This is a genomic window from Noviherbaspirillum aerium (assembly GCF_008929045.1).
In the GTDB taxonomy this organism is placed as follows: Bacteria; Pseudomonadota; Gammaproteobacteria; order Burkholderiales; family Burkholderiaceae_D; genus Noviherbaspirillum; species Noviherbaspirillum aerium.
The window spans coordinates 43,551-60,934 of the sequence record NZ_VFAH01000009.1 but is presented as its reverse complement, the minus strand read 5'-3'; the positions used below and the strand labels follow the sequence as shown (position 1 = coordinate 60,934).

The following is a 17,384-nucleotide window of genomic DNA, read 5'->3' as shown; positions in this document are numbered from 1 at the left end:
CCGCGATGGCATTCGGCGGTTTCAATGACGACAAGAAGCAGGCGCCGATGGCGGATATCAATGTCACGCCGATGGTCGACGTCATGCTGGTGCTGCTGGTGATTTTCATCATCACCGCACCCTTGTTTACGCATTCGATCAAGCTCGACCTGCCCAGCGCCCAGTCGTCCTCCAGCCCCGACAAGCCGGACACCATTTCCGTATCGATCGACGGCGAAGGCCGAATCTACTGGAACAACGAAGCGGTGGAACAAGCGGAACTCGGCAACCGGCTCGCAGTCGCAGCAAGGAAGCAGCCGCAGCCGGAACTGCAGTTGCGCGCCGACAAATCCACCCGTTACGAAGTGATTGCCCAGGTGATGTCGGCGGCGCAGTCCAGCGGCATGGCCAAGATGGGTTTCGTCACCGAGTCGCAGCAGAAGCCCTGATGAAGCCATGAGGCCGACCAGCCGCGGTTTCGGGTCCGAAATGCCGATTCCGGACCCGGGCGGCGCCGGCCGGTTACAATGCGCGGGCCGTCCCGACTTTCTCCTGCCAATCTGACAAACGGAACCCATGCCCTCCATACAACTCGACGGCCGCCATCTCACCGACTGGGACCAGTTCCACGACACCTGCAAGACGGCCTTCGGATTCCCCGACTTCTACGGGCGCAACATGGATGCCTGGATCGACTGCCTGAGCGGCCTGCGGGACGACGACGGCATGTCCTCGTACGTGCTCGGCGACGACGAGCAGCTGCAGATCCAGATCATGCATTCCGATGTCCTGCGGCGCGAGGCGCCGGATATCCTCTCGGCGCTGGAGGAATGCACCGCCGAAGTCAACCAGCTGTGCTCCGAAAACGGGGAAAAGCCGGCGCTCGGCCTGGTGCTGCGGTGACGTTTCGGCGCCCTTGCGCCGGGCCGGGGTTCAAATCGCATTGAATTTGCGCTGATTTTCCGGAGATTTTGACGGCAATTCCTGCCACGCCGGGCGGCAACTGCAGGCAGCGAACCAGTATAATGACGGGTTCAATTCCACTTCGGCTTCATCCGTCATGCAAGAAAAATATCTCCCCGGCGACGTAGAAAAAGCGGCGCAAGACCATTGGCAGGCCATCGACGCCTACAAGTCCGTCGAACACGCAAAGGACAAGAACGGTCAGGACAGGAAGAAATTCTATGCCTGCTCCATGCTGCCCTACCCCTCGGGCAAGCTGCACATGGGCCATGTGCGCAATTACACCATCAATGACGTGATGTACCGCTACCTGCGGATGAACGGCTACAACGTGCTCATGCCGATGGGCTGGGATGCCTTCGGCATGCCGGCCGAGAATGCGGCGATGGCCAACGGCGTGCCGCCGGCGCAGTGGACGTATTCGAACATCGAGTACATGAAGAAGCAGATGCAGGCGATGGGCCTGGCGATCGACTGGTCGCGCGAGATGACCGCCTGCAAGCCGGACTACTACAAGTGGAATCAGTGGATGTTCCTGAAGATGCTGGAAAAAGGCATCATCTACAAGAAGACCGGCACCGTGAACTGGGACCCGGTCGACCAGACCGTGCTCGCCAACGAGCAGGTGATCGACGGCCGCGGCTGGCGTTCCGGCGCGCTGATCGAAAAGCGCGAAATCCCGATGTACTACGCCCGCATCACCTCCTATGCCGAGGAGCTGCTCGACTTCGTCGACAACAAGCTGCCCGGCTGGCCGGAGCGCGTACGCATCATGCAGTCGAACTGGATCGGCAAGTCGACCGGCGTGCGCTTCGCCTTCCCGCACGATATCCGCGATGAAATCGGCGCCGCCATCAACGACGGCAAGCTGTGGGTCTTCACCACCCGCGCCGACACCATCATGGGCGTCACCTTCTGCGCGGTCGCGCCCGAGCATGCGCTGGCCACCCATGCTGCGCAGTCGAATCCCGAACTCGCCGCCTTCATCGCCGAATGCAAGAAAGGCAGCGTCATCGAAGCCGACATGGCGACGATGGAAAAGAAAGGCATGCCGACCGGCCTGTTCGTCACCCATCCGCTGACCGGCGACAAGGTCGAGGTCTGGGTCGGCAACTACGTGCTGATCACCTACGGCGACGGCGCCGTGATGGGCGTGCCGGCGCATGACGAGCGCGACTTCGCCTTCGCGAAAAAGTACAGCCTGCCGATCAGGCAGGTGGTCGCCGTCGAAGGCAAGACCTATTCGACCGACGCCTGGCAGGAATGGTATGCGGACAAGGAACATGGCGTCTGCGTCGCCTCCGGCAAGTACGACGGCCTCGATTATCCGGCGGCGGTCGATGCGGTCGCCGCCGATCTCGCCGCCAAAGGCATCGGCGAAAAGAAGATCACCTACCGCCTGCGCGACTGGGGCATTTCGCGCCAGCGCTACTGGGGCACGCCGATCCCGATCATCCACTGCGAATCCTGCGGCGACGTGCCGGTCCCGGAAAAGGACCTGCCGGTGGTGCTGCCGGAAGACTGCGTGCCGGACGGCAGCGGCAATCCGCTCAACAAGCATGAAAAATTCCTGCATGTCGACTGCCCGCAGTGCGGCAAGCCAGCGCGCCGCGAAACCGACACCATGGACACCTTCGTCGATTCGTCCTGGTATTACATGCGCTACTGCTCGCCGGGCAGCAGCGAGGCGATGGTCGACGCGCGCAACGATTACTGGATGCCGATGGACCAGTACATCGGCGGCATCGAGCATGCGGTGCTGCACCTGCTGTATGCGCGCTTCTGGACCAAGGTGATGCGCGATTTCGGCCTGGTCAAGTTCGACGAACCTTTCGTCAACCTGCTGACCCAGGGCATGGTGCTCAATGAAACCTATTACCGCGAGGACGCCAGCGGCAAGAAGACCTGGTTCAATCCGGCCGATGTCGAACTGAGCTTCGACGACAAGGGCCGCCCGGTCTCCGCGCTGCTCAGGAGCGACGGCCAGCCGGTCGAGATCGGCGGCACCGAGAAAATGTCGAAGTCGAAGAACAACGGCATCGACCCGCAGGCGCAGATCGACCAGTACGGCGCGGATACCGCCCGCCTGTTCACGATGTTCGCCTCGCCGCCGGAGCAGACGCTGGAGTGGTCCGGCGCCGGCGTCGAAGGCGCGAACCGCTTCCTGCGCCGCGTCTGGACGTTTGCGCATGCGCAGTCCGCCCGCTTCGCCGCCGGCGAGGCAGCCGCCGCGTCCGGTTTCGCCAATCTGCCGGAAACGCACAAGGCACTGCGCCGCGAAGTGCACAAGATCCTGCAGCAGGCGGATCACGACTTCAAGCGCATCCAGTACAACACCGTGGTCTCGGCCAGCATGAAGATGCTCAACACGCTGGAAGCGGCCAAGTTCGACGACTCTCCCGCATCGAACGCGGTGATCGCCGAGGGTTATTCGATCTTCCTGCGCATGCTCTATCCGGTCGCGCCGCACATCACCCATGTGCTGTGGCAGGAACTCGGTTTCGCGAAGCAGCACGGCGACATTCTCGATGCGCCCTGGCCGCAGGTCGACGCATCGGCGCTGGAGCAGGCCGAGATCGAACTGATGGTGCAGGTCAACGGCAAGCTGCGTGGCAGCGTCAAGGTGCCCAAGGAAGCCGACAAGGCCGCGATCGAAGCCGCCGCGCTGGCCAACGACAATGTCAGGAAATTTGTCGAAGGCACGCCGAAGAAGGTCATCATCGTGCCCGGCAAGCTGGTCAACATCGTCGCCTGATCGGGAGCCTCCATGCAACGACGCACCCTCCTCGCATTGTCCGGCGCCGCATTGCTGTCGGCATGCGGCTTCCGCATGCGCGGCTCCGACGGCAAGTCGGGCCTGCCGTTCAAGACCGTGTTCATCGGCGTGCCGGATCATTCGCCGCTGGGCGTCGAGCTCAAGCGCTATATCCGTGCCAGCGACGACACCACCATCGTGACCGATCCCAAGCAGGCCGACGCCACCATCGACATCCTGAGCGAGATCCGGGACCGGGCAACGCTGTCGCTCAACACCCAGGGACGCATCCGCGAATACTCGCTGTATTACCGCCTGCGTTTCCAGGTGAAGGACAAGGCGGGCGGCGTGCTGCTGGCGCCGACCGAACTCGTTCTCAAGCGCGACGTCAGCTTCAACGAGTCGCAGGTGATCGCGAAGGAGAAGGAAGAAGACATGCTGTACCGCGACATGCAGTCCGATGCGGTACAGCAGATCCTGCGCCGCATGTCGGCGCTCAAGCCCGCCGGAACCGCTTGAGCCGCCAGCTTAACCCGCTTAAACCCGCCTGAACGGAAGCACCGATGCAATTGCGCGCCGACGCACTCGAAACCCACCTGGCGAAGTCGCTGGCGCCGCTGTACGTCATTACCAGCGACGAACACCTTCTGGCGCTCGAAGCGGCCGACAGGATACGCAAGGCGGCCCGCGCCAACGGCTATTCCGAACGCGAAGTGCTGGTGGTCGAACGCAGTTTCAAATGGGGCGCGCTGCTGGCGGCCAACCAGTCGCAATCGCTGTTCGGCGACCGCAAGCTGATCGAACTGCGCATCCCCACCGGCAAGCCGGGCAAGGACGGCGGCCAGGCGCTGCAGGACTACGTCGGCGGGCTCAATCCGGACAATGTCACGCTGATCACCCTGCCCAAGCTCGACTGGCAGACGCAGAAGGCGGCCTGGGTGTCGGCACTGCAGCAGGCGGGCGTCTACATCGACATTCCGCTGGTCGAGCGCGCGCAACTGCCCTCATGGATCGGCACCCGGCTTGCCGCGCAAAAGCAGAGCGCCGACCGGCAGAGCATCGACTTCATCGCCGACCGGGTGGAAGGCAACCTGCTTGCCGCGCACCAGGAATTGCAGAAGCTGGCCCTGCTGCATCCGGAAGGCAAGCTGAGTTTCGAACAGGTGCAGGATGCGGTGCTCAATGTTGCCCGCTACGACGTCTTCAAGCTCAATGAAGCGATGCTGTCCGGCGATGCCGCCCGGCTGGTGCGCATGATCGAGGGCCTGAAAGGCGAAGGCGAGGCGCTGCCGCTGGTGCTGTGGGCGATGGCCGAGGAAATCCGCATCTTGCTCAAGATAAAGTCCGGCGCGTCGCAGGGAAAGCCGATCGGCATGCTGCTCAAGGAATACCGGATCTGGGGGCCGCGCGAGCGGCTGATGGAGCCGGCCGTCAAGCGCCTGCGCCTGTCGACGCTGGAAACGGCGCTGCAGGAAGCGGCGCAAATCGATAAGATGGTCAAAGGTTTGAGAGCCCGGGCATTTGCCGGCGATGCCTGGGATGCCCTGCTGCAGCTGGGCCTGAAGGTGGCGCGCGGCTGAGTAGCCTGCGCCGCTGCGCTGCGCTGCATTCGTTGTATTTCGTTATATTTGGTTATAGCAGGTACTTCGCCTTGGCCCTTGGCATGCTGCCGCCGCCACGCCGAATTGAATTCGCATTGAAAAGATCAGGAAAATGGACATCAAGCATTACATGAACGACGTCGGCCAGCGTGCCCGCAAGGCTTCCCGCGCCATGGCCAAGGCTGATACCGGCGCCAAGAACAAGGCGCTGTCGCTGATTGCCGCCGCCATCCGGCGCGAAGCCGACGCCCTGCGCGCGGCCAACCAGCAAGACCTGGAAGCGGCGCGCGCCAACGGCCTGGCGCCGGCGATGCTCGACCGCCTGACCTTGTCCGACAAGGCAATCGCGACCATGGCCGAAGGGCTGGAGCAGATTGTTTCCCTGCCCGATCCGATCGGCGAAATGTCCAACATGAAATATCGTCCGACCGGCATCCAGGTCGGCCAGATGCGCGTGCCGCTGGGCGTGATCGGCATCATCTACGAAGCCCGCCCCAATGTGACCGTCGACGCCGCCGGCCTGTGCATCAAGAGCGGCAACGCCACCATCCTGCGCGGCGGCTCCGAAGCCATTCATTGCAACCAGGCGCTCGCCAGGCTGGTCAAGGAAGGCTTGGCCGGCGCCGGACTGCCGGAAGACGCGGTACAGATCGTCGAGACCACCGACCGTGCCGCGGTGGGCGAACTGATCACCATGCCGCAATACGTGGACGTGATCGTGCCGCGCGGCGGCAAGGGCCTGATCGAGCGCCTGATGAAGGAATCCAAGGTGCCGATGATCAAGCATCTCGACGGCATCTGCCACGTCTACATCGATGACAAGGCCGATATCGACAAGGCGCTGAAGATTTCCTTCAACGCCAAGTGCCACCGCTACGGCACCTGCAACACCATGGAAACCCTGCTGGTGGCGCGCGGCATCGCGGCGCAGGTGCTGCCGAAGCTGGCCGAGCTCTACGCCACGAAGGAAGTCGAACTGCGCGCCGATGCGGAAGCCGGCAAGATCCTCGCCGGTTATTCCCGCCTCGCGTCGGCCACCGAAGAGGATTGGCGCACCGAATACCTGGCCGCGATTCTCGCGGTGAAGATCGTCGGCGATGTGGGCGAAGCCATCGAGCACATCAATACCTACTCTTCCCAGCATACCGACGCCATCGTCACCGAAGACTACAGCCGCGCGATGCGCTTCCTGCGCGAAGTCGATTCCGCCTCGGTGATGGTCAATGCCTCCACGCGCTTCGCCGACGGCTTCGAATACGGGCTCGGCGCCGAGATCGGCATTTCCAACGACAAGCTGCATGCGCGCGGCCCGGTCGGACTGGAAGGCCTGACTTCGCTGAAGTACGTGGTGTTCGGCCACGGCGAAGTGAGGGAATAGGCATGCTCTGGGTCAAGGCGCTGCATATCGTCTTTGTCGCATCCTGGTTCGCCGGCCTGTTCTATCTGCCGCGCATCTTTGTCAACCTGGCCATGGAAACCGATGCCGCCGCGACCACCCGGCTGCTGCTGATGGCGCGCAAGCTCTACCGTTTCATGACGATGCTGGCGATTCCGGCGCTGCTGCTCGGTCTGTGGCTGTGGCTCGGCTACGGCATCGGCAAGGGTCCTGGCAATGGCTGGCTGCATGCGAAGCTGGCCATCGTGGTGCTGCTGATCGGCTATCACCATGCCTGCGGCTCGCTGCTGAAGAAGTTCGAAAACGGGCGCAACGCGCGTTCGCATGCCTGGTATCGCTGGTTCAATGAAGTGCCGGTGCTCGGCCTGCTTGCCGTCACCATCCTGGTGGTGGTCAAGCCGTTCTGACGGGCGGCATGCGCCGGGCGCATGCTGTTTTTACGTTCCCAAGCTTCGCAATTGAATTGATTGGAGTCCATGATGGCCAAGATCTGCCAGTATTTTTTCGCTCCGCAATCCCCCTGGACCTACCTCGGCCATGAGCGGTTCGCCGCCCTCGCCAGGAAATACCAGGCGCAGGTTGAACTCAAGCCCTGCGATCTCGGCAAGGTGTTCAGCGTATCCGGCGGCCTGCCCCTGGCGAAACGCGCGCCGCAGCGGCAGGCCTACCGGCTGGTGGAACTGAAACGCTGGAGCGAGCACCTGCAGATGCCGCTGAATCTGAACCCGGCATTCTTTCCGGTCGCGGGCGATGCGGCGGCAAGGCTGATCATCGCGACGCGCCTGGCGCACGGCACCGATGCCGCACTGAACCTGGCGGGCGCCGTCATGCGCGCGGTCTGGGCCGAGGAGCGCAATATCGCCGATGCCGCAACGCTGGCCGCCATCGCCCAGGAATGCGGCCATGACGGCAAGACGCTGATCAAGACATCGGAAACATCCGGCGTGCAGGAAGAGTATGACCGCCACACCGAGGAAGCAATCGCGGCCAATGTGTTCGGCTCGCCCTGGTATGTCGTCGACGGCGAAGGCTACTGGGGACAGGACAGACTGGACTTCGTCGAGCGGGCATTGCAGAAGTAGAAAAGCAGGAAACACGTTTCATCGCCGCCGAAGCCGTTGCCATGCAGCGGCGGTTTTCGGCGGCACATCATTTTCAGGCAGCAGCACAACGGAAAAAAGGTTCCCCAATGACATATTCTTATTTTTGCCCCTGCCCGCGCGGACTGGAAGCGGCGCTGGCAGAAGAAATCACCGAGATCGGCCAGGGCAGCAGCACGCTGAAGGTGCACAACCAGGTGCCCGGCGGCGTGCACTGCTCCGGCTCCCTGTCCGACAGCTACCGGCTCAACCTGCATTCGCGCATCGCCTCGCGCGTTCTCCTGCGCATGGGACAGCGCGGCTACACCAACGAAAACGACATCTACGACCTGACGCTGGAGCAGCCCTGGGAAGAATGGTTCGGCCTCGGCCATACGATCCGGGTCGACCTTACCGCGATCAAGTCGCCGCTGAAAAGCCTGGAGTTCACCACGCTCAAGATCAAGGACGCGGTATGCGACCGTTTCCGCGATCTTTACCAGGAACGGCCGTCGGTCAACACCCGCACGCCGGACATGCGCATCGTCGGTTTCCTTGATGCGCACAACTACACCATCTATCTCGATACCTCGGGCGAAGCCCTGTTCAAGCGCGGCTGGCGCCAGGAAACCGGCGATGCGCCCCTGCGCGAGAATCTCGCCGCCGGGCTGCTGCGGGTCTCCGGCTGGACGCCGGGCACCATTCTGTTCGATCCGATGTGCGGCTCCGGCACCATCCTGGTGGAAGCCGCGCAGATCCTGGCCGGCATCCCGCCGGGCGCCAATCGGGTGTTCGGATTCGAAAAATTCCTGGGATTCAAGGCCGCCGAATGGCAGGCCATCAAGGCCGAAGTCAAGCCGAACGCCCTGCCGCGCACGCCGACGCTCTTCGGCAGCGACATTTCCGGCGACATGATCGTCATGACGCGCAACAACCTGCGCAATGCGGGCATCCAGTTCGACGTGCCGCTCAAGCAGATCGAGGCGCAGGAAATCAAGCCGCCGAGCGGCATTCCCGGCATCATGCTCACCAATCCGCCGTACGGAGAGCGTATCGGCGTGCGGGGAGACAGCAGCCAGCCGGCCGATGAACTCACCACGTCCTTCTATCATGCGTTCAGCACCACGCTCAAGCAGCGCTTTCCGGGGTGGAAGGTCTTCCTGTTCACCGCCGATCTCAGCGTGCCGAAGCTGCTGCGCCTGAAGGAAGCGCGCAAGACGCCTTTCTTCAACGGCGCGCTGGAGTGCCGCCTGTTCCGCTTCGATATGGTGGCGGGCTTCAACCGACGCCCGGAAGCGACGCCGAAGAGTTCCTGACCGCGCTTCCTGACCTCTCAATTGGGTCTAGCGCACGCATTGACCTTCCTCAAGCCATGCGATTTACAGCCTATTTCCACGTGGAAATGGGCTGTAAATATTGTTATATTGCGCCATTGGAGGAAGGTGCCCCGTGTCAGAACTCGATCCGCGCTCATTGATCTTTGTCGCCGGCCTGCTGGGCCTGCTCTGCTCGGCCATTCTCTTCATGCTGCGCCGCAGCTTTCCGCCCTCGATCGGCGGCCTCAATGAATGGAGCTGGGGACTGTCCGGCATGGTGATCGCCAGCGCACTGTTCGGCATGACGGGCGCGATTCCGGATCTGTTTTGCATCGTGATCGCCAACGTCATGCTGGTCGGGGGCATCATGAGCTTCTATGCCGGCTTCCGTCGTTTCGCCGGCCTGCCGAGCCATGGGCGGCTGCTCAAGATGGTGCTTCTGCTGGTGACTGCCCATGTGGTCTGGTTCACCTATCTTGCCCCGCACTATCCGACGCGGGCACTGCTCGTCACCCTGACCAATACCGTCCTGTTCTTCGCCTGCACCGTGCTGGTGTACCGCACCACCGGCGCCACCCTGGCGGGACGCTTCACCTGCCTGGTATTCATCGGCATCGGCATGGTGTCGGCGTTCCGCATCGGCATGCTGCTCCTGAATTTTGACACGCCGACCAGCGTGTTCGGCGCCACCCCGATGCAGAAAATCTACCTGGCGGCACTGGCTTTCTCGGTGCTGGCCATTACGCTGGGCGCGATCATGCTGGCCAATGAGCGCCTGCGGGCGGAGCTGGAATTCATCGCATCGCATGACCAGCTGAGCAAGGCATATGCGCGCGGCGCCTTCATCGACATGCTGGCCCGCGAACTGGGCCGCAGCCTCCATACCGGCAAGCCGCTTGCCCTGCTGATGTGCGACCTCGACAGCTTCAAGTCGATCAACGACCGCTTCGGCCATGCGGTGGGCGACCGGGTCATCATCGACTTCGTGCAGCGCGCGCAGGAAGTGCTGCGCAATAGCGATTGCCTCGGCCGCTACGGCGGCGAGGAATTCGTCATCTTCCTCCCCGACACATCAGTGAGGGATGCGGAGGCGATCGCCCGGCGCCTGTGCAATCACATCGCCGGCAGCGCGCACGACCCGGCGCTGCCGCACTACACGGTCAGCATCGGCCTGGCCACGGCGCAGGAGGGCACGATGGAAGTCGATACCCTGCTGTCGGCGGCGGATGCGGCCCTGTACTGCGCCAAGGCGAACGGACGCAACCGGGTGGAACTGGCGCGTCGGCAGCCCCGGCATTACGCTGCCGCCTGATATCAGGCCGGACATTTCCCGTAGGCGTAATACCCCGCCGATGTCCTGCGCACATCGGTATAGGCAGCCGTCGAGTAATACCCGAGATACTGGTTCGAATTGGTGGCATAGGCATTGCCGCCATATGCGTAGGCGCGGCCGTAGTACACGTGCTCATAGTTGCTGCTGAACCATTGCGCGCAGGTGTACGGCGCCGAAGCGCTGCCGCTGACGACGCGGTCGATCATCGTCTTCACCGCGACCATCTGCCCGCCGCTCTTGGCCGGGAAATTCACATCGTCATAGCCCCACCAGTCCCAGCAGCCGTTGGGATTGGCATAGGTCGTGTTCGCCTGCGGATAGAGGATGATCATGTTGTTGGTGTCGGCCCAGCGGTTGTAGCCGGTCCTCTGGTAGAACTGGGTGCCGACAGTGGCGACATTCTGCTTGCATCCATGAAAGACGACATGCAGCCTGCAGGCCTGCCCTGCCGCGCAGTTCGCAGGCACATAGGCCCAGCCGTCATTGGCCATGCCATGATTGGTCGGATCGCCGTTGCCCCAGAAGGAGCGCTGGTTGAAATTGACGAAACTGCCGTTCAGCGTGCCGGCATTCTTCGGATTCAATGCGCCGTAAATCCATTTCAGGATTTCGCCGGCGGTATCGAAGTTGCAGTTGTTGATGTAGGGGCTGCTGTTGACGCTGCAGTCATTGCCATAGTAATCGGTGGCCAGCGCATGTTCCGCGGCGAGATTGTTCTTGTAGACCACGTTGGCCGCCGGGACGTAATTGCCGTACATGGTCTTCAAGTCATTCATCACCGGTTGCCGGACGGTGGAATCGATGGTGCCTGAAAAGAGATAGACCTTCGATGCGGCCAGGTTCGAGGTGGGGTCGATATAGCCGTTGCCCGACCAGGTGTTGATCGTGGAAATGAGATAGGAAAGATTGCGCGAACCGGTATCGGCCATGCACGGCCCGGTCGCGATCGACACATTGCCCTGCGAGCAGTACACCGGCCCGCCGGCGATGATGCCGGCCCCCTTGCGGATGGTCTTCGAATAGGCGAAATGCATCTGCGCCGCCATGTAGCCGCCCGACGAAATGCCCGATACCGACACCTCCGCCACGTTGACGTTGTACTTCGGCAGCGTGACGACGACTGCGCTTGCAGAGTGGGACAGGACTGCGCCGCCGGCAAGCAGGAAGGCGCCGGCGGTCCGACCGAAAGTGGGTGTCATGTTGTCTCCAGATTGTATTGTTGATGCCGAGCCGATCGTTGCCGTCTTGGCGGCAATATTGAAGAATGGCAGTTTTGGCTTCATTCAAGATAACGCGTGGTTCTACGCGAGCAATGCTCGGCATCAAACGTTTCCGGAATTCTTCTTGATTCCTGCTTAGGCCCTTGCGCTGCAACACCCAATTCAAGCCAGAAAGTTGAATTACAGTGAACCTGACACGCCGCAAGTTATCTCATCGCTATCACCGTGATGCGGCGATTGACATCGCCCTCACTCCCATCGCAGTCAATTTGTTCCATTGCATAAAGGAGGTTATTCATGAACCTATTGCTTACCGGCCAGCATGTTGATATCAGCCCGGCGTTGCGTGAATATGTTGAAACCAAGCTGGAGCGCGTCATCCGCCATTTCGATCAGATCATCGATATCGCCATCGTGCTCGGTGTCGAGAAGCCTTCGGAGAAGGACAAGCGGCAGCGTGCGGAAGTCAACCTGCGCGTCAAAGGCAATGTGATTCACCTCGACCACTATGCCGAGGATCTTTATGCGGCAATCGACGGCCTGGTCGACAAACTCGATCGGCAGGTCGTGCGGCACAAGGACAAGGTGCAGAGCCACAAGAACGAGGCGCTGAAGAATATCAGTGCCTCGGGTATGGATATGTAAAGGAACTGCGGAACGCACTTGCAACGAGTGCGTTGCATGGCCGTGCGACGGCCGGGAACCAGTAAGATTGCAGCACCTTGCAAAGGTGCTGTACCTGTCACTCGTAGCACGAGTCTTTCCTATCCCCCGGGAGTCACCGCAAGAGCGCAATTCTTCGATTGCCCTCCTCCACTAACGCTCTAATTTACAGATACATACATCCAAACCATTGCAATAAACGCAATATCAATGCTACTTTGTCAATTTCTTGGCGCCCATGGTTTTCTTGCGCGTGGGCTGATCATTACATTTTGCAGAGGCGGCATGGTGGCAATACTAAGAAAGGGTTCAACTGGCACCAAGGTACGTGAGCTTCAGGAAGCTCTTGCCAAACATGGTGAAAAGTTATTTATCGATGGGCGATTCGGTGCTCAGACCGAAGGCGTGGTGAGAGGTTTTCAAAGGCGAAAAGGCATGCTCCCCGATGGCATTGCCGGCCCCAAGACTTTTGGCGCGCTGGGGCTATTCGCCAGCATTGGGCATCCGCTCCATCGAGCAAGACCAAGCAATGACGATGCGATCAGAAACATTGGCGGCAGTGTTATTCATTCATCTTCTGCGGCAAAAATACTGCCCGTCCCTCAGGGCATATCACGCCCAAGTTCCGCACTCTGCACCTCCCACCAAGGATTGAGCTTCATCTACGGCCATGAAGCGTTGGCGGAAGTGAGCAACCGGCTCCACTGGCCTCGGGGAGCTAGCGGAGTGACTCTGGGACCGGGCTACGACATGAAAGAAAGAAGCGCTGCGTCAGTGGCAGCCGACATGCAGGCAATCGGCCTTGCGGCTTCTGTCGCTCGACAAATTGCGAACGCAGCCGGACTGGCGAATCAAGCGGCGGCAAAATTTGTCGAGGACCATGGATCACTCGTCAAACTAAACCGGATGCAGGAAATGCAGTTGCTCAGGCATGTCATCCCTCGTTACGAGTCATTAGTGAAGAGGATGATCAATATTGACCTTCTTCAGCATGAATTCGATGCCCTGGTTTCCTTCGCATACAATCCCGGCGGCCAGTTCCGTACCGTTGCACATCAGATCAACGAGGGGCATGTCGCCAATGCGATGAAAACGATCAGGTCTGTCGTGACCTCGAAGGGCGTGGTATTCAGGGGCCTTGTACGCCGCCGCGATCATGAAGTTGCCTTATACCTTTATGGCCACTACCAAGGCATTTGAGGCAAGACACATGGCTCCCAGAATTCTTCCGCTTCGCTCGCCCTGGTTCGCTTTTGAAATTGCAATCCTCTCCCTATGCATGGCAACCCACTCGCATGCTATCGATACGCTCGCCGCTCCACACTCTGCAATCCCTGCCGATATCATCGGCACCTGGGAAGTTGCCAAGGTCTACGTCGACACGGGAGCGACACGCACCCTGCTCTACCGGCCTGATGATTTTCGTCTCACCGGCAGAGTCTTTCAAATTTCTTCCAGAAGCATTACCTCCAACACCCCCGAACGGCAGGATTGCCAGTCGCCCGGAATTGCGGCATCACTGCCTGTAGAGAAATTGATCGAGGCGAGCATGGCAAGACGCACCGTCGCACCGGTAGCCCCCACTGCCGAAGATTACCAACTGCGGCTTCCCAAGAATCCAAAGGCTGCAGCGTTCACGGTGACATGCAATGGCAAACCGTGGGGAATCAACCTGGGACATGAAGGCGGGATACAGGGTGCCTGGGTGTTGCGTACCGAGACTGGACGGCTTGCCGTACGCTGGTATGACGAAACCGTACTCGAGCTGAAGCGCGTGCCCGACGGTGCGCGTCCCGATCCTTCCTTCGATTGCAGGAAAGCCTCAACCGGAAGCGAACGAACCATCTGCGGCTCGGTTCCTCTTTCCAGGCTGGATGTGAGTGTCGCGCGTTCGTTCGCCGCTGCGGCACACGAAATGCGGGAAGCCGGACTGCAAAAGTCCCTGGCCACGCTCAAGGAAGAGCAGCGCGCCTGGCTTGTACAGCGTAATCGCTGCAAGTCAAATGCAGCGTGTCTTGAACAAGCAATGTCCTCGCGGCTGGAAAGTATTGAACTCATGCCAAGGGAGGATTAAGCCTTCTCTATACCGGAAGAATTTTACGGTGCCAAAGTATCAGCCCGATGCCCTTACCCGTTGCCCTCGTCCCTGGCAAGGTTGCATCTTTTAAATTAAATAGCTTGAGCGGTCCTTTTTGAAAGGATATTTGATGCCGGCATTCTCTGACATATGGCGCAATCACCCAAAAACGCAAGGCATCGCGCCACTGCTCGATCCGGTAACCTATCCCAACCAGTGCGCCATTAACCTGTATGCAGCGCTGTCGCGCTCAGGATTCAATATGAAGACATTTACCGGAACGCTTTCATGGCAAAAGGACAGGCCGAAATTGCGATCCGTGCGCAAGAGATGGCAAACTGGCTAACAAGACCTGGCGTGCTTCCTACAAATGCACAGAAGCTTTCGGGTAAAGAGGCATTTGGCAGCATGGCGGGTAAAACTGGGATCGTCTTCTTTCAGGATTATTGGGGGTCGAATGAGCAAGGCGATCACATCGATTTATGGAACGGATCCCGGCTTACTGATTGGACATCCTTGGTCCGGATTCAGGGAGGTATTCATATTCCCGGCGTCTGGTCGGACTATAAAAAGGCAGAGTCCGTTTGGTTTTGGGCCATGACATGATGGCACTTATTGTCTTGATATTGACAGGAATGATCCTTGGAGCGATCGGTGCCTATACCTTCCTGTGGCTTGCAGGGTGGGCTTATGGGCCCCTATATACGAATGAAGATGACATGTCTCGCAACGTAAAAGTCTTCTTGATTATCGCCGGAGTCGGTATCGTTGCTGGAGGATGGGGAGGTTACCGGATGTTCAAGCACCATGCGAAGAAGAGAGTTAATTTCGGGCACCGGGAATCTTAATGCCTATCCTGGCAGGTCTATAGTTCGACAAGTAATGATGCTGTAAGGCAGGTGCGGGAAGGCCAGGTCGTTCGCTGGCTTCTCTCGTCGCCTCTCATATTTGAAAAACTTTGTCGAACCCGCGTAAAATCACGCCTAACGCGGGTGTAGCTCAATGGTAGAGCAGAAGCTTCCCAAGCTTACGACGAGGGTTCGATTCCCTTCACCCGCTCCAACATCAAGACGCATGGCACCGGCGGGTGCCATTTTTATTTGCATTTTTCCAATCCGAGCATGTCCGACAATCCATCCGACCAGAGCGAACAAAGCGACCAAGGTAACCAGGGCGCTGACAACGGCAGCGCGCGCCAAATGCTGTACGACCCGACCGAGCACCGCATCCGCAGTTTCGTGACCCGCGCCGGGCGTCTGTCCATCGCTCAGGCGCGCGCCATTGACGCCCTTGGCCCGCGGTTCTGCATTCCCTATGTGAAGCAGGCTTTCGATTTCGACCAGGCCTTCGGCCGCAGTGCGCCGACCATCTTGGAAATCGGTTTCGGCATGGGCGATACCACGGCGAAGATCGCGGCCGGCATGCCGGACAAGCATTTCGTCGGCGTGGAAGTGCATACGCCGGGCGTGGGCAGCCTGCTCAAGCTGATCGGCGAGCAGGATCTGCAAAACCTGCGCGTGATCCAGCATGATGCCTTCGAGGTGGTGACGCACATGGTCAAGCCGGATTCCCTGGCGGGCGTGCATGTGTTCTTCCCGGACCCATGGCACAAGGCGCGCCACAACAAGCGCCGCCTGATCCAGTCGCCGTTCGTGCAGCTGCTCGTCTCGCGCCTTGTGCCCGGCGGCTATCTGCATTGCGCCACCGACTGGGAGGAATACGCGGAACAGATGCTGCAGGTGCTGGGCGATGAACCGATGCTGAAGAACACCGCTGACGGCTATGCGCCGCGGCCGGAATACCGGCCGGTGACGAAGTTCGAGAACCGCGGCCTCAAGCTCGGCCACGGCGTCTGGGATTTGGTCTTCGTCCGTCGTTGAATGAACAGGGCCGCGCCGGCTTGACACCGGCGCGGCCCTGCTGATCCTGCTTCCTGCGCGAGCAGGAACGGGTTTCTCTCTTCTTGCCTGCCTTACTTGCGGACCTTCGCAATCTCGGCCTGCAGATCCTTGATCACGTCGGCGCCGCCTTCGGCCGCAAACTTGTCGAAAGCCGGCTTGGCTTTCTCGCGCATGCGGGTCAGTTCGGCATCGCTGACCACGGTCACCTGCATGCCCTTCTCCTTCAGGAAGTCGACGGCCTTGACCGCGGCTTCGCGGCTGTCCTTGCGCTCGTAATCGCGCGAGGCGGCGGCGGATTCCTGGATGGCTTTCTTTTCATCGGCCGACAGGCCATCCCACCACTTCTTGCTGGCGAGGACGATCCACGGGCTGTAGACGTGCTTGGTCAGCGACAGGTATTTCTGCACTTCATAGAACTTGCTCGACTGGATGGTATTGACCGGGTTTTCCTGGCCGTCGACCGTCTTGGTTTCCAGCGCGGTGAACAGTTCCGAGAACGGCAGCGGCACCGCGTTGGCGCCGAAGCTGTTGAACATGTCGATGTACACCGGGTTCTGCATTACGCGCAGCTTGATGCCCTGCAGGTCTTCGAGCTTTGCGACCGGGCGCTTGGTGTTGGTCAGGTTGCGGAAGCCATTCTCCCAGTACACCAGGCCGACCAGGCCCTTGTCCTGCAGCTTGGCGGCGAGCTTCTGTCCGAACGGGCCGTCGAGGACGGCGTCGGCTTCCTTCTCGTTGGCGAACAGGAACGGCAGATCGTACACGCCGAAGTCCTTGACGATGCCGACCAGCGTGGCGGTGGACACCACCGTCATTTCCTGCGCGCCGCCGATCAGCGCATTCTGCATCTGGGTGTCGCTGCCGAGGCTGGCGCTGGCGAAGCCCTTGGCCTTCAGCTTGCCGCCGGTGCGCTTGTTGAGGTCGTCGGCGAAGTACTTGACCGCGCGGCCCTGGTTGCTGTCCTCGGCCAGACCGTAGCCGAAGCGGATGATGCGCGGCTTGTAGTCGGCGGCGTGGACTGCCTGGAGGGCACCGGCGGTGCCGGTGAACGCGAGCGCCATGGCGATGGCATTGACGAGCTTCTTCATGAAAGTCTCCAAA

Annotated in this window: 18 protein-coding genes and 1 tRNA gene; 17 read left to right on the top strand and 2 right to left on the bottom strand. The window is 60.5% G+C overall.

Translation table 11 applies throughout. The features are described from left to right. Positions 1 to 5 precede the first annotated feature (5 nt). From FH061_RS14600 to FH061_RS14555, 10 genes are all read left to right on the top strand, one after another. Positions 6 to 428 carry an ExbD/TolR family protein gene (locus FH061_RS14600; protein WP_151636565.1) on the top strand — a complete coding sequence of 141 codons (423 nt, stop codon included), beginning with the start codon at positions 6 to 8 and terminating at the stop codon, positions 426 to 428. Positions 429 to 555: 127 nt separating this feature from the next. After that, entirely contained in the window at positions 556 to 882 is a 327-nt protein-coding gene (locus FH061_RS14595) for a barstar family protein (RefSeq protein WP_151636564.1), read from the top strand. A gap of 157 nt (positions 883 to 1,039) precedes the next feature. Next, positions 1,040 to 3,697 (top strand): leucine--tRNA ligase, encoded by a 2,658-nt coding sequence (gene leuS / locus FH061_RS14590; RefSeq protein ID WP_151636563.1) that lies wholly within the window; start codon positions 1,040 to 1,042, stop codon positions 3,695 to 3,697. A 12-nt stretch (positions 3,698 to 3,709) separates the two neighbouring features. Further along, positions 3,710 to 4,216, top strand: a complete 507-nt coding sequence (locus FH061_RS14585) for an LPS-assembly lipoprotein LptE (RefSeq protein WP_151636562.1) — start codon at positions 3,710 to 3,712, stop codon at positions 4,214 to 4,216. Positions 4,217 to 4,260: 44 nt separating this feature from the next. Beyond that, positions 4,261 to 5,277, top strand: coding sequence for a DNA polymerase III subunit delta (gene holA / locus FH061_RS14580; RefSeq protein WP_151636561.1), 1,017 nt, complete (start codon positions 4,261 to 4,263; stop codon positions 5,275 to 5,277). Positions 5,278 to 5,410: 133 nt separating this feature from the next. Further along, on the top strand, positions 5,411 to 6,676 hold the full coding sequence (locus tag FH061_RS14575) for a glutamate-5-semialdehyde dehydrogenase (RefSeq protein ID WP_151636560.1): 1,266 nt from the start codon (positions 5,411 to 5,413) through the stop codon (positions 6,674 to 6,676). A gap of 2 nt (positions 6,677 to 6,678) precedes the next feature. Beyond that, positions 6,679 to 7,101 (top strand): CopD family protein, encoded by a 423-nt coding sequence (locus FH061_RS14570; protein ID WP_151636559.1) that lies wholly within the window; start codon positions 6,679 to 6,681, stop codon positions 7,099 to 7,101. 72 nt (positions 7,102 to 7,173) lie between these two features. Then, the gene (locus FH061_RS14565) at positions 7,174 to 7,776 is read left to right on the top strand and encodes a 2-hydroxychromene-2-carboxylate isomerase (protein ID WP_151636718.1); all 603 of its coding nucleotides are present in this window, start codon (positions 7,174 to 7,176) and stop codon (positions 7,774 to 7,776) included. 107 nt (positions 7,777 to 7,883) lie between these two features. Then, entirely contained in the window at positions 7,884 to 9,089 is a 1,206-nt protein-coding gene (locus tag FH061_RS14560) for a THUMP domain-containing class I SAM-dependent RNA methyltransferase (protein ID WP_151636558.1), read from the top strand. A gap of 133 nt (positions 9,090 to 9,222) precedes the next feature. Continuing rightward, a complete protein-coding gene (locus FH061_RS14555) occupies positions 9,223 to 10,401 on the top strand; it encodes a GGDEF domain-containing protein (protein ID WP_151636557.1) in 1,179 nt (392 codons plus the stop codon). A 2-nt stretch (positions 10,402 to 10,403) separates the two neighbouring features. On the opposite strand, the gene FH061_RS14550 is transcribed toward FH061_RS14555, so the two are convergent. After that, entirely contained in the window at positions 10,404 to 11,621 is a 1,218-nt protein-coding gene (locus FH061_RS14550; RefSeq protein ID WP_151636556.1) for an extracellular catalytic domain type 2 short-chain-length polyhydroxyalkanoate depolymerase, read from the bottom strand. A gap of 318 nt (positions 11,622 to 11,939) precedes the next feature. Here FH061_RS14550 and hpf point away from each other — a divergent pair, with 318 nt between their 5' ends. From hpf to trmB, 7 genes are all read left to right on the top strand, one after another. Continuing rightward, on the top strand, positions 11,940 to 12,287 hold the full coding sequence (gene hpf, locus FH061_RS14545) for a ribosome hibernation-promoting factor, HPF/YfiA family (RefSeq protein WP_151636555.1): 348 nt from the start codon (positions 11,940 to 11,942) through the stop codon (positions 12,285 to 12,287). Between the two features lie 303 nt (positions 12,288 to 12,590). Beyond that, the gene (locus tag FH061_RS14540) at positions 12,591 to 13,505 is read left to right on the top strand and encodes a glycoside hydrolase family protein (RefSeq protein ID WP_225984677.1); all 915 of its coding nucleotides are present in this window, start codon (positions 12,591 to 12,593) and stop codon (positions 13,503 to 13,505) included. A 10-nt stretch (positions 13,506 to 13,515) separates the two neighbouring features. Then, the gene (locus FH061_RS14535) at positions 13,516 to 14,379 is read left to right on the top strand and encodes a lysozyme inhibitor LprI family protein (protein ID WP_151636554.1); all 864 of its coding nucleotides are present in this window, start codon (positions 13,516 to 13,518) and stop codon (positions 14,377 to 14,379) included. Between the two features lie 291 nt (positions 14,380 to 14,670). Further along, a complete protein-coding gene (locus FH061_RS14530) occupies positions 14,671 to 14,988 on the top strand; it encodes a T6SS effector amidase Tae4 family protein (RefSeq protein WP_225984676.1) in 318 nt (105 codons plus the stop codon). Beyond that, entirely contained in the window at positions 14,985 to 15,230 is a 246-nt protein-coding gene (locus FH061_RS14525) for a hypothetical protein (protein ID WP_151636553.1), read from the top strand. The genes FH061_RS14530 and FH061_RS14525 overlap by 4 nt, the downstream gene beginning before the upstream one ends. A 140-nt stretch (positions 15,231 to 15,370) precedes the next feature. Next, positions 15,371 to 15,444 (top strand) — tRNA-Gly (locus tag FH061_RS14520). A 137-nt stretch (positions 15,445 to 15,581) separates the two neighbouring features. Continuing rightward, positions 15,582 to 16,262, top strand: coding sequence for a tRNA (guanosine(46)-N7)-methyltransferase TrmB (trmB, locus tag FH061_RS14515; RefSeq protein ID WP_225984689.1), 681 nt, complete (start codon positions 15,582 to 15,584; stop codon positions 16,260 to 16,262). 92 nt (positions 16,263 to 16,354) lie between these two features. Here trmB and FH061_RS14510 read toward each other — a convergent pair whose 3' ends face one another. Then, positions 16,355 to 17,371, bottom strand: coding sequence for a TRAP transporter substrate-binding protein (locus FH061_RS14510; protein WP_151636551.1), 1,017 nt, complete (start codon positions 17,369 to 17,371; stop codon positions 16,355 to 16,357). Between the last annotated feature and the right edge of the window lie 13 nt (positions 17,372 to 17,384).